At 64.5% G+C, this 22154-nt stretch carries 19 protein-coding genes; 9 read left to right on the forward strand and 10 right to left on the reverse strand.

Annotation, left to right across the window (positions count from 1 at the left end; translation table 11 throughout):
• The first annotated feature begins 4 nt into the window (after window positions 1–4).
• From tcyN to NRG23_RS17910, 8 genes are all read left to right on the forward strand, one after another.
• Window positions 5–766 carry an L-cystine ABC transporter ATP-binding protein TcyN gene (tcyN, locus tag NRG23_RS17875; protein WP_009046438.1) on the forward strand — a complete coding sequence of 254 codons (762 nt, stop codon included), beginning with the start codon at window positions 5–7 and terminating at the stop codon, window positions 764–766.
• 565 nt (window positions 767–1331) lie between these two features.
• Entirely contained in the window at window positions 1332–2573 is a 1242-nt protein-coding gene (locus tag NRG23_RS17880) for an SfnB family sulfur acquisition oxidoreductase (protein ID WP_009041673.1), read from the forward strand.
• A 24-nt stretch (window positions 2574–2597) separates the two neighbouring features.
• Window positions 2598–3803: an SfnB family sulfur acquisition oxidoreductase gene (locus NRG23_RS17885; RefSeq protein WP_198919622.1), complete on the forward strand. Its 1206-nt coding sequence runs from the start codon at window positions 2598–2600 to the stop codon at window positions 3801–3803.
• Window positions 3803–5185: an LLM class flavin-dependent oxidoreductase gene (locus NRG23_RS17890; protein ID WP_028683856.1), complete on the forward strand. Its 1383-nt coding sequence runs from the start codon at window positions 3803–3805 to the stop codon at window positions 5183–5185. Before NRG23_RS17885 ends, NRG23_RS17890 begins: the two co-directional genes overlap by 1 nt.
• Before the next feature lie 83 nt (window positions 5186–5268).
• Window positions 5269–6078: a MetQ/NlpA family ABC transporter substrate-binding protein gene (locus NRG23_RS17895; RefSeq protein WP_016702547.1), complete on the forward strand. Its 810-nt coding sequence runs from the start codon at window positions 5269–5271 to the stop codon at window positions 6076–6078.
• A 1-nt stretch (window position 6079) separates the two neighbouring features.
• Entirely contained in the window at window positions 6080–7228 is a 1149-nt protein-coding gene (locus NRG23_RS17900) for a methionine ABC transporter ATP-binding protein (protein WP_257371494.1), read from the forward strand.
• Window positions 7218–7862 (forward strand): methionine ABC transporter permease, encoded by a 645-nt coding sequence (locus NRG23_RS17905; protein ID WP_257371496.1) that lies wholly within the window; start codon window positions 7218–7220, stop codon window positions 7860–7862. Before NRG23_RS17900 ends, NRG23_RS17905 begins: the two co-directional genes overlap by 11 nt.
• 173 nt (window positions 7863–8035) lie before the next feature.
• A complete protein-coding gene (locus NRG23_RS17910) occupies window positions 8036–8662 on the forward strand; it encodes a bifunctional 2-polyprenyl-6-hydroxyphenol methylase/3-demethylubiquinol 3-O-methyltransferase UbiG (RefSeq protein WP_009046432.1) in 627 nt (208 codons plus the stop codon).
• Window positions 8663–8789: 127 nt separating this feature from the next.
• Here the strand turns inward: NRG23_RS17910 and NRG23_RS17915 are convergent, their stop codons facing one another.
• From NRG23_RS17915 to NRG23_RS17925, 3 genes are read right to left on the reverse strand one after another with little or no spacing between them, the layout of a single operon-like run.
• On the reverse strand, window positions 8790–11855 hold the full coding sequence (locus NRG23_RS17915) for an efflux RND transporter permease subunit (protein WP_038630357.1): 3066 nt from the start codon (window positions 11853–11855) through the stop codon (window positions 8790–8792).
• Entirely contained in the window at window positions 11852–12922 is a 1071-nt protein-coding gene (locus tag NRG23_RS17920; protein ID WP_053268008.1) for an efflux RND transporter periplasmic adaptor subunit, read from the reverse strand. Before NRG23_RS17920 ends, NRG23_RS17915 begins: the two co-directional genes overlap by 4 nt.
• Window positions 12919–14013, reverse strand: coding sequence for an efflux RND transporter periplasmic adaptor subunit (locus NRG23_RS17925; protein WP_009046429.1), 1095 nt, complete (start codon window positions 14011–14013; stop codon window positions 12919–12921). Before NRG23_RS17925 ends, NRG23_RS17920 begins: the two co-directional genes overlap by 4 nt.
• Window positions 14014–14272: 259 nt before the next feature.
• Here NRG23_RS17925 and NRG23_RS17930 point away from each other — a divergent pair, with 259 nt between their 5' ends.
• Entirely contained in the window at window positions 14273–15469 is a 1197-nt protein-coding gene (locus tag NRG23_RS17930) for an AAA family ATPase (RefSeq protein WP_016702541.1), read from the forward strand.
• A gap of 121 nt (window positions 15470–15590) precedes the next feature.
• Here NRG23_RS17930 and NRG23_RS17935 read toward each other — a convergent pair whose 3' ends face one another.
• From NRG23_RS17935 to NRG23_RS17965, 7 genes are all read right to left on the reverse strand, one after another.
• Window positions 15591–16472 carry a transporter substrate-binding domain-containing protein gene (locus tag NRG23_RS17935; protein WP_016702540.1) on the reverse strand — a complete coding sequence of 294 codons (882 nt, stop codon included), beginning with the start codon at window positions 16470–16472 and terminating at the stop codon, window positions 15591–15593.
• Window positions 16469–17251 (reverse strand): amino acid ABC transporter ATP-binding protein, encoded by a 783-nt coding sequence (locus NRG23_RS17940; protein ID WP_023969983.1) that lies wholly within the window; start codon window positions 17249–17251, stop codon window positions 16469–16471. Before NRG23_RS17940 ends, NRG23_RS17935 begins: the two co-directional genes overlap by 4 nt.
• Entirely contained in the window at window positions 17248–17907 is a 660-nt protein-coding gene (locus tag NRG23_RS17945; protein ID WP_038630355.1) for an amino acid ABC transporter permease, read from the reverse strand. The genes NRG23_RS17940 and NRG23_RS17945 overlap by 4 nt, the downstream gene beginning before the upstream one ends.
• On the reverse strand, window positions 17888–18553 hold the full coding sequence (locus tag NRG23_RS17950; RefSeq protein ID WP_009046424.1) for an amino acid ABC transporter permease: 666 nt from the start codon (window positions 18551–18553) through the stop codon (window positions 17888–17890). The genes NRG23_RS17945 and NRG23_RS17950 overlap by 20 nt, the downstream gene beginning before the upstream one ends.
• A 577-nt stretch (window positions 18554–19130) precedes the next feature.
• A complete protein-coding gene (locus NRG23_RS17955) occupies window positions 19131–19913 on the reverse strand; it encodes a MetQ/NlpA family ABC transporter substrate-binding protein (protein WP_009046423.1) in 783 nt (260 codons plus the stop codon).
• 334 nt (window positions 19914–20247) lie between these two features.
• Window positions 20248–21180, reverse strand: coding sequence for a sigma 54-interacting transcriptional regulator (locus NRG23_RS17960; RefSeq protein WP_016702536.1), 933 nt, complete (start codon window positions 21178–21180; stop codon window positions 20248–20250).
• A gap of 56 nt (window positions 21181–21236) precedes the next feature.
• Window positions 21237–21818: an alpha/beta hydrolase gene (locus NRG23_RS17965; RefSeq protein WP_009046421.1), complete on the reverse strand. Its 582-nt coding sequence runs from the start codon at window positions 21816–21818 to the stop codon at window positions 21237–21239.
• Window positions 21819–22154: the final 336 nt, after the last annotated feature.

Below are 22154 nucleotides of genomic sequence, written 5' to 3' on the forward strand. Positions count from 1 at the left end.
ACCCATGATTGTGGTTGAAAAACTGACGAAGCAGTTCAAGGGTCAGACCGTCCTCAATGGCATCGACCTGACGGTGGCGGAAGGCGAGGTGGTCGCCATCATCGGCCCCAGCGGCTCGGGCAAGACCACCTTTTTGCGCTGTCTGAATTTTCTCGAAGAACCTACCAGCGGCCGGATCAAGGTCGGCAACATCGAAATCGATGGCAGCCGGCCGTTGACCCAGCAGCAGGGCCTGGTGCGGCAACTGCGCCAGCAGGTGGGTTTCGTGTTCCAGAACTTCAACCTGTTCCCCCATCGCACCGCGCTGGAAAACGTCATCGAAGGGCCGCTGGTGGTGAAGAAGACGCCCCGCGAACAGGCGCTGGCCCTGGGTCGCGGGCTGCTGGCCAAGGTCGGCCTGGCGGGCAAGGAAGACGCCTACCCGCGGCGCCTCTCCGGTGGCCAGCAACAGCGCGTGGCGATTGCCCGGGCGCTGGCGATGGAGCCGGAAGTGATCCTGTTCGACGAACCGACCTCGGCCCTCGACCCGGAGCTGGTGGGCGAAGTGCTGGCGACCATCCGCGGCCTGGCCGAGGAGAAGCGCACCATGGTCATCGTCACCCACGAAATGGGCTTCGCCCGCGACGTGGCCAACCGGGTGATCTTCTTCGACAAGGGCGTGATCGTCGAACAGGGCGAAGCCAAGGCGCTGTTCGCCAATCCCAAGGAAGAACGCACCCGGCAATTCCTCAGCAAGTTCCTCACCGCGGGCCATCCCCAGGCCTGACCTGTGCCTCGCTGCCGAGCCTGCCAAGGGCTGGGCAGCGGGCGCAACCCCATCACCGCGTTCCGCCCGACAAATCCCATGCCCCGGTTTTACGACGGCTGCGCCGCCGAGCGCAGGCTGCGCCAGCGGCTACAGAAACCGTGTTCCCCTGTAGCCGCTGCCGAGCAACGCGAGGCTGCGAACGGTCTGGGCGGCATTCCGACGCAGCGGCCGCCAGGCCCACCACTGCATTCCGCCCGGAAAACCGTATGCCCCGGTTTACGACGGCTGCGCCGCCGATCGCAGGCTACGCCAGCGGCTACAGGAGCCCTGGATCCATCCCCCGTTACTCCTCGCAGCCCTTGCCTGCCGTATACGTAAACCCCTTCTATACATATTCCTAAAAGTTAGTTTATTTAATTTTTATACGCGCATAGGGTATATGAACCGGACCACCGGACATTCTTGAACCCGATTTCGCCGCCACGGCGCGGCACTTCCAAAGATGTGAGGTAGGTATGGTCCGGAACACAATCACCCCAGTGCAAATCGCCAGGGCATTGCGTGCAGCCAAGGAGTGGCACTGATGTCCAATCTGGCCGATGCAAATGTCCAGAGCGATCTGGATGTCGCCCCCCTGTTGTTGCCCGCACGGGTTCTGCTGAACGACGCAGAAGCCCTTCAAGCCGCCCATGAACTGGCCACCGTCGCCCGCCAGCAGGCGGCCCGACGCGACCAGCAGCGCAAGCTGCCATGGGCGGAAATCGAACACTTCACCCGCAGTGGCCTGGGCAGTATTGCCATCCCCCGTGAATACGGCGGCCCGCAGGTTTCCTTCGTCACCCTGGCGGAAGTCTTCGCGATCATTTCCGCGGCCGACCCGGCCCTGGGACAGATCCCGCAGAACCAGTTCGGCATTCTCAACCTGATCCTCGGCAGCGCCACCGAACGGCAGAAAAAGCAGCTGTTCCAGAGCGTGCTGGAAGGCTGGCGCATCGGTAACGCCGGCCCGGAACGCGGGACCAAAAACACCCTGGAACTCAAGGCGCGGATCACCGCCGACGGCGACGGTTATCTGCTCAATGGCCAGAAGTTCTATTCCACCGGCGCCCTGTTCGCCCACTGGGTGGCGGTCAAGGCGCTGAACGACGACGGCAAGCAGGTGTTGGCCTTCGTCCGGCGCGGCACGCCGGGGCTGCGCATCGTCGACGACTGGTCGGGCTTCGGCCAGCGCACCACCGCCAGCGGCACCATTTTGCTCAACAACGTGCGGGTCGATGCCGACCTGGTGGTGGACAACTGGCGGATCAACGAATCGCCGAACATCCAGGGGGCAGTCTCGCAGCTGATCCAGGCAGCGATCGACGCCGGCATCGCCCGCGCGGCCATCGACGACGCCATCAGCTTCGTGCGGGAACGCTCGCGGCCGTGGGTCGACGCCAACGTCGAACGAGCCAGCGACGACCTGTATGTAATCGCCGACATCGGCAAGCTGAAAATCGAACTGCACGCCGCCGAAGCCCTGCTGCGCAAGGCCGGCCAGGTGCTGGACCAGGTCAGCGCCGCGCCGATCAGCGCCGAGTCCGCCGCCCGCGCCTCGATCGCCGTGGCCGAAGCCAAGGTGCTGACCACCGAGATCTCGCTGCTGGCCAGCGAAAAGCTCTTCGAGCTGGCCGGCAGCCGCGCCACCCTCGCCGAATTCAACCTCGACCGGCACTGGCGCAACGCCCGGGTCCACACCCTGCACGATCCGGTGCGCTGGAAATACCACGCCGTCGGCACCTACCACCTGAACGGCACCCTGCCGGCTCGCCATTCCTGGATTTAAGCGACCAGATCTCTGGAGAAGTACATGACTCTTTCTCAACACGTCGCGGTCATAACCAGCGATGAGCAAGCCCTGATCGTCGCCAGCGACCTGGCCGAAGATTTCAAGCGCGACAGCGCCCTGCGCGACCGCGAACGCCGCCTGCCCCACCCCGAACTCGAAGCCTTTTCCCGCTCCGGCCTGTGGGGCATCAGCGTGCCCAGGGAATACGGCGGCGCCGGCGTGTCCAACGTCACCCTGGCCAAGGTCATCGCCCTGATCGCCCAGGCCGACGCCTCCCTCGGGCAAATCCCACAGAACCATTTCTACGCCCTCGAAGTGCTGCGGGTGAACGGCAGCGAGACGCAGAAAAAACGCCTGTACGCCGAGGTCCTGGCCGGCCAGCGCTTCGGCAATGCCCTGGCCGAGCTGGGCACCAAGACCGCCCACGACCGCACCACCCGCCTGACCCGAGACGTGCAGCAAGGGCACGACGGCTATCGCATCAACGGTCGCAAGTTCTACTCCACCGGCGCCATCTACGCCCAGCGCATCCCCACCTCGGTGGTGGATGAAAATGGCGTGCAGCAACTGGCCTTCGTCCCGGCGGACAGCCAGGGCCTGAACGTGATCGACGACTGGAGCGGCTTCGGCCAGCGCACCACCGGCAGCGGCTCGGTGGTGTTCGAGGAGGTGTTCGTCGCCGCCGAGGACGTGATCCCCTTTCAAAGCGCCTTCGAACGCCCGACCACCGTCGGCCCGCTGGCGCAGATTCTCCATGCCGCCATCGACACCGGTATCGCCCGCGCCGCCTATGAAGACGCCCTGCATTTCGTGCGCACCAAGACCCGGCCATGGATCGATTCCGGCAACGACAAGGCCACCGAAGACCCGCTGACCCTCAAGAGCTTCGGCCACCTGAGCATTCGCCTGCACGCCACCGAGGCGCTGCTGGAGCGCTCCGGGGAGTTCCTCGACGCCGCCCAGGCCGAGCCCAACGCTGAGACCGTGGCTGCCGCCTCCATAGCGGTCGCTGAGGCCCGCGCCATCAGCACCGAAATCTCCCTGGCCGCCGGCAGCACCCTGTTCGAACTGGCCGGCAGCCAGGCGACCCTGGCCGAACATGGCCTGGACCGTCACTGGCGCAACGCCCGGGTGCACACCCTGCACGACCCGGTGCGCTGGAAATACCACGCGGTGGGCAACTACTACCTCAACCAGACGAACCCGCCACTGCGGGGGACCATCTGATGGGCGCGAAGAAAAAGATCCTGCTCAATGCCTTCAACATGAACTGCATCGGGCACATCAACCACGGTCTGTGGACCCACCCGCGGGACACCTCGACCCAGTACAAGACCCTCGAATACTGGACCGAACTGGCGCAATTGCTGGAACGCGGGCTGTTCGACGGGCTGTTCATCGCCGACATCGTCGGGGTCTACGACGTCTACCAGAACTCGGTGGACGTGACGCTCAAGGAGTCGATCCAGCTGCCTGTCAACGACCCGCTGCTGCTGGTCTCGGCCATGGCCGCGGTGACCCGCAACCTCGGTTTCGGCCTCACCGCCAACCTCACCTACGAGCCGCCGTATCTGTTCGCCCGGCGCATGTCCACGCTGGACCACCTGAGCCGTGGCCGGGTCGGCTGGAACATCGTCACCGGCTACCTCGACAGCGCCGCCAAGGCCATGGGCCTGAGCGAACAGGCCGAGCATGACCGACGCTACGACCAGGCCGACGAGTACCTGCAAGTGCTCTACAAGCTCTGGGAAGGCAGCTGGGAAAACGACGCGGTGATCAACGACCGCGAACAGCGGATCTACGCCCGGCCGGAGAAGGTGCACAAGGTCGAGCACAAGGGCGAGTTCTATCAGGTCGAGGGCTATCACCTGTGCGAGCCGTCGCCGCAGCGCACGCCGGTGCTGTTCCAGGCCGGCAGTTCGGATCGCGGCCTGCTGTTCGCCGGGCGCCACGCCGAGTGCGTGTTCATCAGCGGGCAGAACAAGCCCTCGACCAAGGCCCAGGTGGACAAGGTCCGCGCCAGCGCCGTGGCGGCCGGGCGCAACCCCGAGGACATCAAGGTGTTCATGGGGCTCAACGTGATAGTCGCCGAGACCGAGGAACTGGCCTGGAAGAAGCACGCCGAGTACCGCAGCCATGCCAGCGCGGAGGCCGGGGTGGCGCATTTCTCGGCGTCCACCGCCATCGACTTTTCCCAGTACGAGATCGACGAACCTATCCAGTACGTGAAGAGCAACGCCATCCAGTCGGCCACCCGGAACCTGCAGAACAACGACTGGACCCGGCGCAAGCTGCTCGACCAGCACGCCCTGGGCGGGCGCTACATCACGGTGGTCGGCTCGCCGCAGCAGGTGGCCGACGACCTCGAATCCTGGATCGCCGAAACCGGCCTCGACGGCTTCAACCTAACCCGCATCGTCACCCCGGAAAGTTATGTCGACTTCATCGACCTGGTGATCCCCGAGCTGCAACGCCGCGGCTCGTACAAGACCGCCTACGACAACGGCACCCTGCGCGAAAAGCTGTTCCAGCAGGACGCACAGTTACCCGAGCAACACGCCGGAGCGGGCTATCGCCCTATCGCGAGCAAGCTCGCTCCTACAGGTTGAGCGCATTCCCTGTAGGAGCGAGCTTGCTCGCGATGAAGCCCACCCAAACACCGCCTCTTTATGCACTGACTGGAAACCTGACCATGAAAACCAAGCTCTTAAGCCACCCAGTCAAAGCACTGGCCCTCGCCCTCGGACTGTTCGGCAGCGCGGTATTCGCCGCCGACGCGCCGCTGAAAGTCGGCACCACCGCCGCCTTCGCCATTCCCCTGGAGGCCGCCGTCGAAGAGGCGGGCAAACAGGGCCTGAAAGTCGAACTGGTGGAATTCAGCGACTGGATCGCGCCGAACGTCAGCCTGGCCGCCGGCGATATCGACGTGAACTACTTCCAGCACATCCCGTTCCTGGAAAACGCCAAGGCCGCCGCCGGTTTCGACCTGGTGCCGTTCGCCCCGGGGATCATCAACAACGTCGGCCTGTACTCGAAGAAATACAAAAGCTTCGACGAGCTGCCCGAAGGCGCCACGGTGGCCATCGCCAACGACCCGATCAACAGCGGTCGCGGCTTGCAGTTGCTGGCCAAGGCTGGCCTGATCAGCCTCAAGCCGGGCGTCGGCTACAAGGCCACCGAGGACGACATAGTCGCCAACCCGAAGAAACTGAAGATCCTCCAGGTCGAGGCCGTGCAACTGGTACGCGCCTATGACGACGCCGACCTGGTGCAGGGCTACCCGGCCTATATCCGCCTGGCCAAGACCTTCGACGCCGGTTCGGCGCTGCTGTTCGACGGCCTCGACCACAAGGAATACGTGATCCAGTTCGTGATCCAGCCCAAGAGCAAGACCGACCCGCGGCTGATCAAGTTCGTCGACATCTACCAGCATTCGCCGGCTGTGCGCGCCGCCCTGGATAAAGCCCACGGCAAGCTCTACCAAGCCGGCTGGGAAGGTTGAGATGAGCGTCGCCTATCTCCCGCACAAGGCCTCCAGGCAGCCGCCCGAACAGCCGCAAAACGCGCAGCAGACCGAGTTGCATCCGGAGCTGAATCACGCCCATGTGCGCTTCATCGGCCTGACCAAGACCTACCAGGGCCAGCAAGGCCCGGTGCAGGCCCTGCACGGTATCGACCTGGCGATCCAGCGCGGCGAAGTGTTCGGCATCATCGGCCGCAGCGGCGCCGGCAAGTCGTCGCTGATCCGTACCATCAACCGCCTGGAACAGCCTTCGGGCGGCCGGGTGCTGATCGATCAGGTGGACATCGGCGACTTCGACGAGGACCGCCTGGTGGAGCTGCGCCGGCGCATCGGCATGATCTTCCAGCACTTCAACCTGATGTCGGCCAAGACCGTGTGGCAGAACGTCGAGCTGCCGCTGAAGGTGGCCGGCGTGCCCAAGGAACAGCGCGAGCGCAAGGTGCGCGAACTGCTGGAACTGGTGGGCCTGAAGGACAAGCACAAAGCCTACCCGGCGCAACTCTCGGGCGGGCAGAAACAGCGGGTGGGCATCGCCCGGGCGCTGGTCCACGACCCGGCGATCCTGCTGTGCGACGAGGCCACCTCGGCGCTGGACCCGGAGACCACCCAGTCGATCCTCGGCCTGCTCAAACAGATCAACCAGCGCCTGGGCCTGACCATCATCCTGATCACCCACGAGATGGCGGTGATCCGCGATATCTGCGACCGGGTGGTGGTGCTCGAGCACGGGCATATCGTCGAGCAGGGGCCGGTCTGGGAAGTGTTCGGCAACCCGCAGCACGAGGTCAGCAAGACCCTGCTGGCGCCCTTGCAGCACGGTTTGCCGGATGAGCTGCAAAACCGCCTGCAAGCCCAGCCGAAGTCTTCGGACGCGGCGGTAGTATTGCGCGTGCGGTTCACCGGCAGGACCAGCGACGAGCCGGACCTGGCCGCGCTGTTCAGCACCCTGGGCGGGCGCGTGCGGCTGCTGCACGGCGGTGTGGAGCGGATTCAGGGGCATGCCCTGGGGCAACTGCTGCTGGCGGTCAGCGGCTCGTCCCTGGGCGCCGAGGAACAACGCCTGCGCGCGCAGCACTTTTTGCACAAGCAATGGACACAACAGGTAGAGGTGCTGGGTTATGTGGTTTGATCGCTTGCTCCAGGGCGTTATCGATACCTTCCTGATGGTCGGCGTGTCGTCGCTGATCGCCTTGTTGGCGGGGATTCCGCTGGCGGTGATCCTGGTCACCAGCGGCAAGGGCGGGATCTACGAAGCACCCAGGCTGAACAGCGTGCTGGGGGCCTTCGTCAACCTGTTCCGCTCGATCCCGTTCCTGATCCTGATGGTGGCGCTGATCCCCTTCACCCGGCTGATCGTCGGCACCACCTACGGTGTCTGGGCAGCCGTGGTGCCACTGACCATCGCCGCCACGCCGTTCTTCGCACGAATCGCCGAGGTCAGCCTGCGCGAGGTCGACCACGGCCTGATCGAAGCCGCCCAGGCCATGGGCTGCCGACGCTGGCACATCGTCTGGCATGTGCTGTTGCCGGAGGCGCTGCCGGGCATCGTCGGCGGCTTCACCATCACCCTGGTGACCATGATCAACTCCTCGGCCATGGCCGGGGCCATCGGCGCCGGCGGCCTGGGGGACATTGCCTATCGCTATGGCTACCAGCGTTTCGACAGCCAGATCATGCTCACGGTGATCGTGCTGCTGGTGATCCTCGTCGCGGCGATCCAGCTCGGCGGCGACCGCCTGGCGCAGGTGCTCAACAAGCGTTGAGATCGGCGGTGTCCATTCGGATGTCATCGCGAGCAAGCTCGCTCCTACAGGTTGATCGCGTCGCCTTTTGTAGGAGCGAGCTTGCTCGCGATTGGCTTTCAAGGCCCACACCAAACCAGGGCCAATGCCCTTGGGGTATATTCGGCACACCACCCCAACCAACGCAGCCCGCCATGAAACTCGCCCCCACCGACCTCGACCAGATCACCTCCACCACCCTGGGTCACTACAACCAGGTGGCCGAAGACTTCCGCGAAGGCACCCGCGACCACGATGTCAGCCAGAACATCGACGCCCTGCTGCGGCATATCCAGGGCACGGCGCCCTTCACCCTGCTGGACTTCGGCTGCGGCCCCGGGCGCGACCTGCAGACCTTCACCCGCCTCGGTCATATCGCCATCGGCCTCGACGGCTCCGAGCGTTTTGCCCAGATGGCCCGCGACGACAGCGGCTGCGAGGTCTGGCAGCAGGACTTCCTCAAGCTCGACCTGCCCGCCGAACGCTTCGACGGCATCTTCGCCAACGCCGTGCTGTTCCACATTCCCTCGCAGGAACTGCCACGGGTGCTGCGCCAGCTGCACGCCACGCTGAAACCCGGCGGCGTGCTGTTCAGCTCCAACCCGCGCGGCGACAACCAGGAAGGCTGGAACGGCGCGCGTTATGGCGCCTACCACGACCTGGCGGCGTGGCAGCACTTGCTGACAGCGGCGGGGTTTGTCGAGCTGGAGCATTACTACCGGCCCGCCGGGCTGCCGCGCGAGCAGCAGCCGTGGCTGGCGAGTGTTTGGCGCAAGGTTTGAGCTTGCGTCGTTGATCGGCCTTTTTCGCGAGCAAGCTCGCTCCTACAGTTTTTTATGATCGGCGTTGCGCCGCCTCTTGTAGGAGCGAGCTTGCTCGCGATGGCGTTCTGTCGGACGGAGCACGATCTCAGGCCGTGGTGTTCTTCGGCTCCTTGATCTTGTACCAGGCCACATACAGCGCCGGCAGGAACAGCAGTGTCAGCAGGGTGGCGACGATGATGCCGCCGATCATGGCGTAGGCCATCGGCCCCCAGAACACTTCCCGGGCGATGGGGATCATGCCCAGGCTGGCCGCCGCGGCGGTCAGCAGGATCGGCCGGCGACGGTGCTCGGTGGCCTGCACCACCGCATCCCAGGATGAATGACCGGCGCGCTCGAACTCGTCGATCTGGGTCACCAGGATCACCGAGTTGCGGATGATGATGCCGATCAGCGCGAGAATCCCGAGGATCGCCACAAAGCCCATGGGCGTGCCCGTCGGCACCAGCGCCAGGACCACGCCGATCAGCCCCAGCGGCGCGACGCTGGCCACCAGGAACAGCTTCTGCACGCTGTGCAGCTGGATCATCAGGAAGGTCGCCATGAGGAACAGCATCAACGGCACCACCTTGGCGATCGGCCCCTGGGCCTTGCCGCTTTCCTCCACCGTACCGCCGGTGGCCACCGAGTAACCGGCCGGCAGGCTGGCGGCGAACTTGTCGATATCCGGCTTGAGCAGCCTGACCAGGTCGGTCGGCTGGATCTCATCACGCACCGAGGCCTTGATGGTGATGGTCGGCTTGCGGTCGCGCCGCCAGACCAGCGGCTGCTCCAGTTCGTAACGCACGGTGGCGAAGGCCAGCAGCGGAATCGAGGTGCCGTTGGGGTTGACGATCTGCAGGTTCTGCAGGGTTTCCGGGGAGCCGCGCTCGCTGTCGTCGGCCCGGCCGACCACGTTGATCAGGTAGATGTCGTCATGCACCTGGGTCACGGTGGAGCCACTGACGATGCTGTTCATCAGCTGCGCCACGTCCTCCGAAGACAACCCCAGCTGGCGGGCCTTGTCCTGGGCGATGTCGATGCGCAGCACTTTGCCCGGCTCGTTCCAGTCGTAGATGATCTCGCCGATGTGCGAGTTCTTGTCCAGTTCGGTGGCCAGCTCGATGGCGTGCTTGCGCACCTGGTCGATGTCCTTGCCGCTGACCCGGTACTGGATCGGTCGCCCCACCGGCGGGCCCATTTCCAGGGCCTGGACGTAGCTGCCGATGCCGACGAAGTCGTCGCGCAGGCGTTTTTTCAGGCGCTCGGTCAACGCCGTGCGCGACTCCAGGCCCTTGCTGACAATCACCAACTGCGCGTAGTAGGGGTTCTGCAGTTGCTGGTCCAGCGGCAGGTAGAAACGGATCGCACCTTCGCCGATATAGGTGCTCCAGCGCAGGATGTCCGGGTCGTCCTTGAGGGTCGCCTCCAGGCGATCCACCGCCATGCGGGTCTCGGCGATCGAGGCGTTCTGCGGCAGGTTGAGGTCGACGAGAATCTCCGGCCGGTCCGAGGACGGGAAGAACTGGTTCTGCACGAAGCGCATGCCGACCACCGACAGCACGAACACCAGGACGGTGATGCCGATGGCCCACCAGCGGTTGCGCATGGCCCACAGCAGGCCGCCGTTGAAGGCGCGGCCGATGCGCCCCGGCTCCTCGGAGTGGGGCTTCACGTTGGTGCTGAGGATATGCACGCCGATCACCGGGGCGAACAGCACGGCGACTATCCAGGACACCAGCATGGCCACGGCGATCACCGCGAACAGGGTGAAGGTGTACTCGCCGGCGGAGCTGGCGTTGAGGCCGATGGGCACGAAGCCGGCGACCGTCACCAGGGTCCCGGTGAGCATCGGGAAGGCCGTGGAGGTGTAGGCGAAGGTCGCCGCCTGCTCCTTGGTCTCGCCCATCTCCAGGCGCGTGACCATCATCTCCACGGTGATCATCGCGTCGTCCACCAACAGGCCCAGGGCGATGATCAATGCACCGAGGGAAATCCGCTGCATGGTGATGCCGCTGTATTCCATGAAGACGAAGACCATCGCCAGCACCAGCGGGATCGAGCACGCCACCACCAGCCCGGCGCGCACGCCCAGGCTGACGAAACTCACCACCAGCACGATCACCACCGCCTCGAACAGTGCGCTGGTAAAGCCGCCGACGGCTTTTTCCACCACCTCGGCCTGGTCCGACACCGTGTGTACGCCTACGCCCACCGGCAGCTCGGCGGTGAGCTGGTTCATCTTGGCGTGCAGGGCCTTGCCGAAGTCCTGGATGTTGCCGCCCTTCTTCATGGCGATCGCCAGGCCGATGGCCGGCTGGCCGTTGTAGCGAAACTGCGGCGTCGAAGGGTCGACGTAGCCGCGGCTGATCTCGGCGATATCCGCCAGGCGATAGAAGCGCTCGTTGAGCCGCAGGTTGACCGTGGCCAGGTCTTTCTCCGAGGCGAACTGCCCCGAGGTGCGCACGGAAATCCGCTCCGGCCCGGCTTCGATCACCCCGGCTGGAGTCACCGCATTCTGCGCTTGCAGGCTCTGCAGGACCTGGCGCTGGTCGATGCCCAGCGCCGCCAGCTTGCGTGTGGAGAAGTTCAGGTAGATGACTTCGTCCTGCTCGCCGACCATTTCCACTTTGCCCAGGTTCGGCACTTCACGGATCTCGGCGCGCACCTGCTCCACGTAGTCGCGCAGCTGGCGCATGCTCAGGCCGTCGGCGGTAAAGGCGTAGACCGAACCGAACACATCGCCGAACTCGTCGTTGAACCCCGGCCCTTGCAGGCCCTGGGGGAAGTCGCCGCGAATGTCGTTGATCTTCTTGCGCACCTGGTACCAGATCTCGGGAATGTCCTTGCCGCTGGTGGTGTCGCGCAGGTTGACGAAGACCGTCGATTCGCCGGGGCGGGTGTAGCTTTTCACGTAGTCGAGAGAGTCCAGTTCTTCGAGTTTTTTCTCGATGCGGTCGGTGACCTGCTTGAGGGTTTCCTCCTGGGTCGCGCCCGGCCAGCGGGTCTGGATGACCATGGTCTTGATGGTGAAGGACGGGTCTTCCTCGCGCCCCAGGTTCATGTAGGAGAACACGCCCATCAGCAGCGCGACGAACATCAGGTACCAGACGAACGACTGATGCTTGATGGCCCACTCGGATAAATTGAAGCTTCCTTTGGTGGCCGGCGTCATCGTGGGCTGTCCTCGTCGATTTTGACTTTCTGCCCCGGTTTGAGGCTGTTCACACCGGCGCTCACCACCCGCTCGCCGATCTTGATCCCGCTGCCGATCAACGCCGAATCATGGTCGCGGCTGAGCACCGTGACCTCCCGCGGCGCCACGGTGCGTGCCTGCGGGTCGACGATCCAGACCCGGGTCTGGCCGTCCACCTCCTGCAAGGCCGACAACGGCACCTCGGTGCGCGGAACGATGGCGGAGCTGAGGGTCACGCTGATGGCCGTGCCGAGGCGGAAGGTGGGCGGGGTTTGCGCCAGGGTCAGGCGCGAACGCCGGGTTCGGGTGGCGCTCTGCGCCTGGGGCTCGATCTCGCGCACCACAGCGGTGGTGTTGACGCTCGGGTCCAGCTGCAAGGCGACCTTGAACACCACGTCGGCCGGCAACTGGTCCACCAGGCTCGCCGGCAGGTCGATCACCGCCTCCTTGATATCCGGGCGAGCCAGGGTCACCACCTGCTGGCCGGCGCTGACCACCTGGCCGGCCTCGGCCATCCAGGCGGTGACCACGCCGCCGTGGTCGGTGCGCAGCTCGCTGTAGGCGAGCTGGTCGCGGGCCTGGCTGACCGCGGCCCTGGCCTGATCCAGGGAGGCGCGGGTGGTCTTCAGGTCGGTCTGGGCGATATCCAGCTGCGCCTGGGCGCCGACGCCGCGGTCGAACAATTGCTGCTGGCGCCGGGCATTGGCCTGGGCATTGATCCATTGCGCCTCGACCCGGGCCAGGTCGCCCTGGGCGGAACGCAACTGGTTCTGCTGATCGGTGGGGTCGAGGGTGGCGAGCAAGGCGCCCTTGCCCACCTCGGCACCGACATCGACGTTGCGATTGGCGATGCGCCCCGGCACCCGGAAGCCGAGGTTGGTTTCATAGCGGGCCTGGATGCTGCCGGCGAACCGCCCGAGGCTTTCCTCGGACTCGGCGCGCACCTCGAACGACAGCACCGGGCGCACCGGCTCGGGCGCCGGTTCTTCCTTGGAACAGGCGCCCAGCACCAGGCCGGCGCACAACAGCAGGGACAGGCGCTTCATGGCTGGGCTCCTTGGGCACCGGTCTCGGGAACGATCTCGACGAGCATCCCCGGGTGCAGCAACTGGCCGCCGGCGATCACCACTTTTTCGCCGCCCTCGAGGCCGTCGCTGATGATCACCTTGCCGGTCTGGTAGCGCCCCACCGTGACGGTGTGCAGGGTGGTCTTGCCGTCCTCGCCCACCAGCCACACGGCCGGTTCGTTGAGGTTCTTGGTCAGCGCCGCCCAGGGCAGCTCGACACTGGCCTTGCCGGGCACATGGGCACTGGCGCCGACCACCGAGCCCAGGTCCATGCCCGCCGGCAAGCCGTCGAGGGCCACCTTGACCTGCACCGTGCCGCTTTGCGCCGACACCACCGGGGTAACTTCCCGCACCCTGCCAGTGGTCTTGATATTCGGGTTGTCCAGCAGGCTGACGTTGATCACGCCATCCTCCGGCGGGGCCACCAGCAACGCCTCGTAGACGTTGAACACGGCGTCGCGCTCGCCGTCGCGGGCCAGGCTGTAAATCGGCACCGTGGCCTGCACCACCTGGCCGACCTCGGCCTGGCGCGCGGTGATCACCCCCGGCGCGTCGGCGATCAGCGCGGTATAGCTCAGTTGCTCACGGGCGTTGGCCAACTGCGCCTGGGCCGCGCTCAGGGCGCTCTGGCTGCTGCGCAGCGCCGCCTGGGCGGCATCGTATTCGCTCTGGCTGGTGTAGCCCTTGGGCAGGAGCTTCTGCTGGCGGACGAAGGCCGCGCTGGTCTGCTTGACCCGCGCCTGCTCGGCGAACACCGAGGCGGCGGCGGAATCGACATTGGTCTGCAGGTCTTTCGGGTCGAGCCGGGCCAGTACCTGCCTGGCCGTGACCCGATCGCCGACATCCACCAGGCGCTGGATGATCTTGCCGCCGACGCGGAATGACAACTCGGTCTGCACCCGCGCCTGCACATCGCCGGTCAGGGTCACTTGCGCGGCGAAATCGCGGGTCTGCACCTGCTGCACGCGCACCCGCGGCCGCTCCTTTTCGGTCGGTTTCTCCGCACCACAACCGCTCAGTAGTGCCGCCAGCGTCAAACCCACTATCCACTTCGATTCGAGACCAGCCATGCAGGCTCCTTCACGCGATGCAATCGTACAGGTGACGATACGACTGTGAGCTTAGAACAGGGTTCAACCGCTGCACGCGGGCTGCGGAACAAATGCGTAATGTCTGATCGGCTGAACAACGAGGGCGTCGTGACGCGCGGAGTTTCAGGTTCTGCGAACCTGATCGCGAGCAAGCTCGCTCCTACAAGGGCGGTCAGCAGGGGCGATGGCCAGGGGGAAAATCAGGCACACTGCGCCTTCATGCACAAGGAGCCCCGGGATGCTCAAGACCCTGGCAGTGGCCAATTACCGCTCGATCAACAAACTGGTGATTCCGCTGGAGCGGCTGAACCTGATCACCGGTCCCAACGGCAGCGGCAAGTCCAACCTGTACAAGGCCCTGCGCCTGCTGGCGGAAACCGCCCAGGGCGGGGTGGTCAACGCGCTGGCCAGCGAAGGCGGCCTGGAGTCGACCTTCTGGGCCGGGCCGGAACAGATCAGCCGGCGCATGAGCCGTGGCGAGGTGGCGATCCAGGGCGGACCACGGAAAACCGTCAAGCGCCTGCAACTGGGCTTTGCCGGCGAGGACTTCGGTTACTCGATCGGCCTGGGGCTGCCGGACTCGAGCGGCCATTTCATGCTGCCCGGGCACAGCACGCCGATTCCGTCGCGCTTCACCCTCGACCCGCGGATCAAGCGCGAGAGCATCTGGAGCGGGCCGGTGTATCGCCCGGCCAGTGTGCTGGTGGATCGCCAGGGGCCGATGGTGCGGGCCCGCGAGGGGCGGCAATGGGAGGTGCTGGCGCAGCACACCTCCAGCGGCGACAGCCTGTTCGACCAGGTCGGCAACCTGCGTTCGTCGCCCGAAGTCCTGCATCTGCGCGAGCAGATCCGTGGCTGGCGTTTCTACGATCACTTTCGCACCGACAGCCAGGCCCCCGCGCGCCGGCCGCAACTGGGCACCCGCACGCCAGTGCTGCACCACGACGGCCGTGACCTGGCGGCGGCGTTGCAGACCATCATCGAGGTCGGCGATCAGCAGGCGCTGCACGAGACCATCAGCGATGCCTTTCCCGGGTCGCGGCTGGAGATCGATGCGGTGCCGGGCGGGCTGTTCGGCGTGCAGTTTCATCAGGACGGTTTGCTGCGGCCGCTGTCGGCGGCGGAGCTGTCGGACGGTACCCTGCGTTACCTGCTGCTGGTCGCCGCCCTGCTGACGCCACGGCCACCGACCTTGATGGTGCTCAACGAACCGGAAACCAGCCTGCACCCGGACCTGCTGCCGGCCTTGGCGCGCCTGATCATCCGGGCTTCGCAGCAGTGCCAGGTGTGGGTGGTGTCCCATGCCAGCCGGCTGATCGCGGCGTTGCAGCAGGACCCGCAATGCAACGCCATCGTGCTGGAGAAGAATTTCGGCCAGACCGAAATCGTCGGCCAAGGGATGCTCGATGAACCGGCGTGGTATTGGCCGGACTGAGCGGCCTCAAAAGCATCGCGGGCAAGCCTCGCTCCTACAGAAGAAGATTGCACATGCTTCTGTAGGAGCGGAGCTTGCCCGCGATGGCGTACTTAAGAACACCTCGATCGTTCAGGCCGAATCACCCCTGCCACTTGCCCCCTTCGACAATCACGCTTTCCGGCTGGGTGTCGTCGCTCAGTTCCTTGCGCACGTACTGGTCGTAGAGCTTGAGCAGGTACTTGTCCTCGCCCAGCTTGGCCAGCTCGGCGTTGACCCAGTCACGCAACTCGATATTGCCCTTCTTCACCGCCGGCGCGATTGGTGCCTGTTCCCCCAGGGTCTGCGGCAGTACGCGGTAGCCCGGGTTCTGCTTGGACCAGCTGAACAGGATCAGGTTGTCCTGGGCATAGGCATCGCCGCGGCCGTTGGCCAGGGCTTGCAGGGACTCGGAGTTCTTCTCGAACTTCAGCAGTTTCCAGTCCGGGTGGTTCTTGGTCAGCCAGATATCGGCGGTGGTGCCGGTGGTGACGATGGTGGTGCGACTCGCCAGGTCATCCAGGTTTTTCACTTCGCTGCCATTAGGCACCAGGGCCTGCACCGCGACCTTGAGGTTGGGGTTGGTGAACTCCACCGCTTCCTTGCGCTCCGGGGTGACGGTCATGTTGGCCAGGATCAGGTCGACCTTGTCGCTCTGCAGGAACGGAATGCGGCTGGCCGGCTCCACCGCGACGAACTCCACCTTGTTCTCGTCGCCCAGCAGGTCCTTGGCGAATTGTCGCCCGATATCGGTATCGAAGCCCACGTAACGGCCAGTCTCATCGACGAAACCGAACGGCGGCTTGTCGGTGAATACGCCGACGATCAGCTTGTCGCGGGCCTTGATCTTGTCCAGGTAACCGGTCGCCGGGGCAGCGCTGGCGCTGGCTGCAGGCTTGGGCGCCTCGGTGGTTTTATCGCAGCCGGCCAGCAGCGCGAGGCCGAACAGCGGGAGTAGCAGTAGCGAAGACTTGGCAGTTTTCATAAGAGCTCCAGTTCCTTTGTAGGTGCTTTTTTTGGCAATGCTTCAACGAAGGAGAATTTCTCCAGGAACTGCTGCGCTCGTGCGGTCCGCGGGTTCGTAAAGAAGGTCTCGGGAGGGTGCTGTTCGAGGATGCGCCCGGCATCCATGAACACGATGCGGTCGGCCACCGCGCGGGCGAAGGCCATTTCGTGGGTGACGATCAGCAGGGTCATGCCGTCCCGGGCCAGGCCCTGGATCACTTGCAGCACTTCCTTGACCATCTCCGGGTCCAGCGCCGCGGTGACCTCGTCGAACAGCATCACCTGCGGGTTCATGCACAACGAACGGACGATGGCGATGCGTTGCTGCTGGCCGCCGGAGAGCTGGCGCGGGAAGGCATCGCGCTTGTCCGAAAGGCCCACCCGTTCCAGCAGCGCCTCGGCCTGGGCGCGGGCTTCGCGACGGTCGCGCTTCTGCACCTTGAGCGGGCCGAGCAGGATGTTGTCGAGCACGCTCATGTGCGGGAACAGGTGATAACTCTGGAACACCATGCCGATGTCCTGGCGCACCTGGCGCCAGTCGGTGGCCTTGTCCAGCAGTTCGCGGCCGGCGAATCTCAGGTGGCCGCCGTGGGCCTTTTCCAGGCCGTTGAGGCAGCGCAGCAAGGTGGACTTGCCGCAGCCGCTGGGGCCGAGAATCACCACCACTTCGCCCTGGGCGACCTTGAGGTCGATGTCCTTGAGCACCTGCTGCTCGCCGAAAAACTTGTTGAAACCCTGGAACTCGATCAGTGCGCTCATGCTTGCGTCCAGCGCCGCTCCAGCACACGCGAGGCGGCCGACAGCGGGTAGCAGATAAAGAAGAAAAACAGGAACAGGGCGCCGTAGATCAGCACCGACTCGTAGGTGCGCTCGATGATCTGCTGGCCGACCTTGATCACGTCCACCACGCCGATCAGCACCGCCAGCGAGCTGGTCTTGATGATCCGCGTGTAGACGTTGATGGTCGGCGGCGTCATGCGCTTCAGCGCCTGGGGCAGCAGCACGTAGCCGTACAGTTGCGGGTCGGACAGGCCGATCGACAGCCCCGCCTCGCGCTGGCCACGGGGCAGCGAATGCAGGGCGCCACGCACCACCTCGCCGACTTCGCTGGCGCCCCACAGCGACAGCACCAGCACCGCGCAGGTGAAGCTGGGGATGCTGATGCCGAAGAAGATCGGGAAACCGAAAAACAGCAGGTACAACCAGACCAGCACCGGGATCGCCCGGAACAACTCCAGGTAGAGGCGCAGCACGGCGTTCAACCATTTGTGGTCGAGGGTCCGCAGCACGCCGTAGAGCACACCGCCAACGGTGCTGAAGGCGATGCTCAGCAGGGAGATCGACAGGGTCTGCGCGGCGCCCTTGCCCAGTTGCGGCAAGGACACCCAGAGCAGTTCAAGACCCGAACTGGCCATGCTGCAACCTCCTTTCCAGACGGCTGAGCAACAGCGACAGCGGCAAGAACAGCAGCACGCAGATCAGCGTGAGCACGGCGAGCATTTCGTAGGTCTTGTAGTAGAGGGCGATGTAGCTCTTGGTGGTGTAGAGAATCTCCGGCACCGCCACCGCCGAGACCACAGTGGTCTCCTTGAGCAGGAAGATGAAGTTGGCGAACAGCGACGGCAGGCTGAGGATCCCGGCTTGCGGCAGGATCACATGGCGCAGCAGCTGCCAGTGCGACAGGCCGATGGAGCGGCCCGACTCCAGCTGGGCCGTCGGCACCGCTTCGACGCCGGCTCGCAGCACCTCGGTGAGGTAGGCGCCGCCGAGAAAGGTCATGGTGATGATCGCCGCGGCGAACCCGGAAATCTTCAGCCCCAGCGCCGGCAGGGCGAAGTAGACGAAGAACAGCTGGATCAGCAGCGGGGTGTTGCGCGCCAGCTCCACGTACAGCCCGATCAGGCGCTGCAGGTAGGGGGTGCGGAACACCAGGATCGTGGCGTTGATCAGGGCCACCAGCAGGGAGGTGGCGATGGCGATCAGGCCGACCTGCAAGGTCACGCCCACGGCCTTGAGGAAGGCCGGCAGCGTACTGAGGATAAAGGCGTAGTCGAGGGTCATGGCAATCCTGGACGCCACTGGGGTACAGCGGCGGTGGTGCAGTCCATTGGGCGGTGGGTAAACCACCCGGCAGGCGTCGACTTTAAAGCTATAAAAACAATAATTTAAATACCGTTAAAGCATATTGATATCACCCAAAAAACTAACCTGCGGGGTTTGCCATGCGCGTCTGGGCCGGCTACTTTTCTGACGCCGTCAGGGATCTTTCTGATCCTCCTCCATGGAACGGACAACCGGCACCCGACCTCAACGGGCCAGACACGTACAAGGACGATAAGAACAATGACCGACCTCGATACCCCGCAACCCCTCGATCCGCAGGACATCGTCAAATGGCTGAAGGCGTTGTGCCGGGCCATGAAGCCTTCCTGAGCAAAATCCCTTCATCGTTGATTGCCCGCGATTGCGTCCTTACTGATACACCGCAGCGCCTGGATCGCGAGCAAGCTTCGCTCCTACAGAAGCGAGGTGAGGTTGTTCTTGCGGGGGCGTAACGCGGGCAATAAAAAACGCCGACGCTGTAGAAGCCATCGGCGTTTAAACCTTGAAGGGGTTTGTACGACTTAAGCGTAGTTCATCAGAACGCCGGCAGTACTGCGCCGCTGTATTTCTTCTCGATGAATTCCTTCACTTGCGGGCTGGTCAGGGCCTTGGCCAGTTTCTGGATGGCGGCGCTGTCCTTGTTGTCCGGGCGGGACACCAGGAAGTTCACGTACGGCGAATCGGCACCCTCGATCACCAGCGCATCCTTGGCCGGGTTCAGGCCGGCTTCCAGGGCGTAGTTGGTGTTGATCATGTCCAGGTCGACCTGGTCCAGCACGCGCGGCAGCAGGGCCGATTCCAGTTCCTTGAACTTGAAGTTGTGCGGGTTCTTGGCGATGTCTTTCGGGGTCGCCAGGGCGTTCTTCGGGTCCTTGAGTTCGATCAGGCCGGCCTTCTGCAGCAGGATCAGGGCGCGGCCGCTGTTGCTGCCTTCGTTCGGAATGGCGATGGTCGCGCCGTCTTTCAGCTCGGCCAGGGTTTTGACTTTCTTCGAGTAGCCGCCGAAAGGTTCGACGTGCACGCCGATCACGGTCACCAGGTTAGTGCCTTTGCCTTCGTTGAAGCTCTTCAGGTACGGCAGGGTCTGGAAGTAGTTGGCGTCCAGACGCTTCTGATCGACCTGCACGTTCGGCTGCACATAATCGGTGAAGATTTTGATTTCCAGGTCCACACCTTCCTTGGCCAGGGTCGGCTTGATCAGCTCGAGGATCTCGGCGTGCGGCACAGGGGTGGCCGCCACTACCAGTTTCTCGCCAGCCTGGGCCAGACCGGCAGTCAGGGCAGCCGCCAGTGCGGTGAACAACAGAACCTTTTTCATGCAGTGTCCTTATGAGTCGTCAGTGACGACGGCTTTTGTAATGAGGGTGCCAGCGAAGTGCTATCTCTGGCGTGGAGCGGACAATACCGGGATTTTTTATGCCTTAACAATATCTTTTATTCACGTTGATATTCCATTTTGTTCATACAGAATCGGACCGCTCTAGCTCGCGCCCGGGGCACTCCACAAGCCCCTGTAGCCGCTGCCGCAGGCTGCGATCGACCGGAACGGTCGCGGCGATTTTGTTGACGCAAGAGGGCCTTCGGCCCTATCGCAGCCTGCGGCAGCGGCTACAGAAAGCAGGCCGCTGCACGGATCAGAATGGGAGGAGACTTCAGATCACGCCATGTTGCTTGAGCAGGTGCTTCAGCGCCTGCAACTCGGCGGCGGAACCGTCCGCGATCAGGCCCTTCAATTGCTGGTCCACCAACTCCAGCCGCGACAGCTGCGGCGGCAGGTTCAGGTGCTCCGGCAGGATCTCCTCGCCACTACTGACCAACAGGGCAAAGTGAATGACGTTCTCCAACTCGCGAGTGTTGCCCGGCCAGCTGTGCTGCTCCAGCACCTGCTGGGCGGCTTCGCTGATCAGCGGCACCGGCAGGTCCAGGCGCTGGCTGTAGATGCCGAGGAAATACTCGGCCAACGACAGGATGTCGCCGACCCGCTCGCGCAGCGCCGGCAGCTCCAGGTGGCCCTCGCCCAGGTAGTGATACAGCCGCTCATGGAACTTGCCCGCCGCCACCGCCTGGGCCAGGTCGATGCTGGTGGCCGCCACCAGGCGCACATCCACCGGGCTCGGCTGATGGGCGCCGACCCGGGTCACCTCATGATTTTCCAGGGCCGAGAGCAGCTTGATCTGGATCGGCAGCGGCAAGTCGCCGATCTCGTCCAGGTACAGGGTGCCGCCGTTGGCCGAGCCGAACCAGCCGGCGCGGCTGCTGGCCGAACCGCTGAAGGCGCCGCCGGCATAACCGAACAGTTCGGCGTCGGCGTAGGTCGGGCTGATGGCCCCGCAGTTGACCGAGACGAACAGGCCGCTGCGGTCGCTGGCGCGGTGGATATGCCGGGCCAGCAGTTCCTTGCCGCTGCCGGTTTCACCGCGGATCAACACCGAGATCGCCCGCGGCGCCAGCTGTTCCAGCTCCTGGCGCAACTGCCGCGAGCGGGGATCGACGAACACCAGCGCCTTGGCGCGGATGCTCAACGGACTTTTTTCAGCATCGGGAAAGGTCAGCAGCGGCTGACCGAAAGACTCATGCAGACTCATGGCAGACTCCCGCCCAAATCCGCTGGCAGGCGGGGGCGTTTAACAAAAAGAAAAAATCAGGCGCGGCGCAGGGAATGCTGTTCCATGCGGTTTTGCAGGCGGTAGAGATACGCGAAACCCTGCTCCCAGCGCTGGTGCCCGGACTTGACGTTGATATGCCCGGCACCGGACAGGATCCCCGCCTCGGCGCCCCAGTGGCGGGCCAGTTCCAGGGCACGCGGCGCGCTGATTGCACTGTCGTTGTCGGAGCTGACAATCTGGCTCGGGAACGGCAACAGGTCGCTGGGGATCGGCGCGAAATTGCGCAGCGCCGGCGCGCAGGCCGGACGCTCGACATCCGCCGGCGCCACCAGCAACGCACCGCGCACCTGGCGCAAGGCACTGACCGGCGCATGGGCGGCCCAGTGCGCGACGGTGATGCAGCCCAGGCTGTGGGCAATCAGGATCACCGGCGTGCTGTCGGCGGCAATCGCCTCAGCCAGCGCCGCGACCCAGTCTTCGCGCCGGGGCGTCAGCCAGTCGGCCTGCTCCACCCGCGCACTGTTTGGCAGGCTGTTCTGCCAGTGGCTTTGCCAATGATCTTCTGGCGATCCTTGCCAGCCCGGCACAATCAGGTAGCGAATTGATTCGTTGCGCATGGGGGAGCTCTCCTGCGTGTCTGTTCCCGATCGAGTATAGGGACGAGAGTTATATTCGTTAAGGAATAAGAAGCTATTTATTAAGACCTATAAAGAATATCAAGAGTCACCTGTACCCAGGCTGTACGAGCCCTAGGCGCCTGGCAGGCAGACCGCGGGGCCTGCATCGCGGGCAATCGAGCGTCGACCGGCTGCTCCTACAAAAGCCGGCGGGCGCCACGAACCTGTAGGAGCGCAGCTTGCTCGCGATGGCGTCCGTCCAGGCAACCTTGCCTGGCCAAATCGCAGGCAAAAAAAAGGCCGCACCCTGCCAAGGAGACGGCCTGAAAAGTCGTG

It is taken from the genome of Pseudomonas sp. T8 (assembly GCF_024610635.1).
Classification (GTDB): domain Bacteria; phylum Pseudomonadota; class Gammaproteobacteria; order Pseudomonadales; family Pseudomonadaceae; genus Aquipseudomonas; species Aquipseudomonas chlororaphis_I.

What these genes read in the sequence shown, in the direction of transcription:
- tcyN (WP_009046438.1), top strand. Translation starts at nt 5, where the DNA reads ATGATTGTGGTTGAAAAACTGACGAAGCAGTTCAAGGGTCAGACCGTC.
- NRG23_RS17880 (WP_009041673.1), top strand. Translation starts at nt 1,332, where the DNA reads ATGTCCAATCTGGCCGATGCAAATGTCCAGAGCGATCTGGATGTCGCC.
- NRG23_RS17885 (WP_198919622.1), top strand. Translation starts at nt 2,598, where the DNA reads ATGACTCTTTCTCAACACGTCGCGGTCATAACCAGCGATGAGCAAGCC.
- NRG23_RS17890 (WP_028683856.1), top strand. Translation starts at nt 3,803, where the DNA reads ATGGGCGCGAAGAAAAAGATCCTGCTCAATGCCTTCAACATGAACTGC.
- NRG23_RS17895 (WP_016702547.1), top strand. Translation starts at nt 5,269, where the DNA reads ATGAAAACCAAGCTCTTAAGCCACCCAGTCAAAGCACTGGCCCTCGCC.
- NRG23_RS17900 (WP_257371494.1), top strand. Translation starts at nt 6,080, where the DNA reads ATGAGCGTCGCCTATCTCCCGCACAAGGCCTCCAGGCAGCCGCCCGAA.
- NRG23_RS17905 (WP_257371496.1), top strand. Translation starts at nt 7,218, where the DNA reads ATGTGGTTTGATCGCTTGCTCCAGGGCGTTATCGATACCTTCCTGATG.
- NRG23_RS17910 (WP_009046432.1), top strand. Translation starts at nt 8,036, where the DNA reads ATGAAACTCGCCCCCACCGACCTCGACCAGATCACCTCCACCACCCTG.
- NRG23_RS17915 (WP_038630357.1), bottom strand. Translation starts at nt 11,855, where the DNA reads ATGACGCCGGCCACCAAAGGAAGCTTCAATTTATCCGAGTGGGCCATC.
- NRG23_RS17920 (WP_053268008.1), bottom strand. Translation starts at nt 12,922, where the DNA reads ATGAAGCGCCTGTCCCTGCTGTTGTGCGCCGGCCTGGTGCTGGGCGCC.
- NRG23_RS17925 (WP_009046429.1), bottom strand. Translation starts at nt 14,013, where the DNA reads ATGGCTGGTCTCGAATCGAAGTGGATAGTGGGTTTGACGCTGGCGGCA.
- NRG23_RS17930 (WP_016702541.1), top strand. Translation starts at nt 14,273, where the DNA reads ATGCTCAAGACCCTGGCAGTGGCCAATTACCGCTCGATCAACAAACTG.
- NRG23_RS17935 (WP_016702540.1), bottom strand. Translation starts at nt 16,472, where the DNA reads ATGAAAACTGCCAAGTCTTCGCTACTGCTACTCCCGCTGTTCGGCCTC.
- NRG23_RS17940 (WP_023969983.1), bottom strand. Translation starts at nt 17,251, where the DNA reads ATGAGCGCACTGATCGAGTTCCAGGGTTTCAACAAGTTTTTCGGCGAG.
- NRG23_RS17945 (WP_038630355.1), bottom strand. Translation starts at nt 17,907, where the DNA reads ATGGCCAGTTCGGGTCTTGAACTGCTCTGGGTGTCCTTGCCGCAACTG.
- NRG23_RS17950 (WP_009046424.1), bottom strand. Translation starts at nt 18,553, where the DNA reads ATGACCCTCGACTACGCCTTTATCCTCAGTACGCTGCCGGCCTTCCTC.
- NRG23_RS17955 (WP_009046423.1), bottom strand. Translation starts at nt 19,913, where the DNA reads ATGAAAAAGGTTCTGTTGTTCACCGCACTGGCGGCTGCCCTGACTGCC.
- NRG23_RS17960 (WP_016702536.1), bottom strand. Translation starts at nt 21,180, where the DNA reads ATGAGTCTGCATGAGTCTTTCGGTCAGCCGCTGCTGACCTTTCCCGAT.
- NRG23_RS17965 (WP_009046421.1), bottom strand. Translation starts at nt 21,818, where the DNA reads ATGCGCAACGAATCAATTCGCTACCTGATTGTGCCGGGCTGGCAAGGA.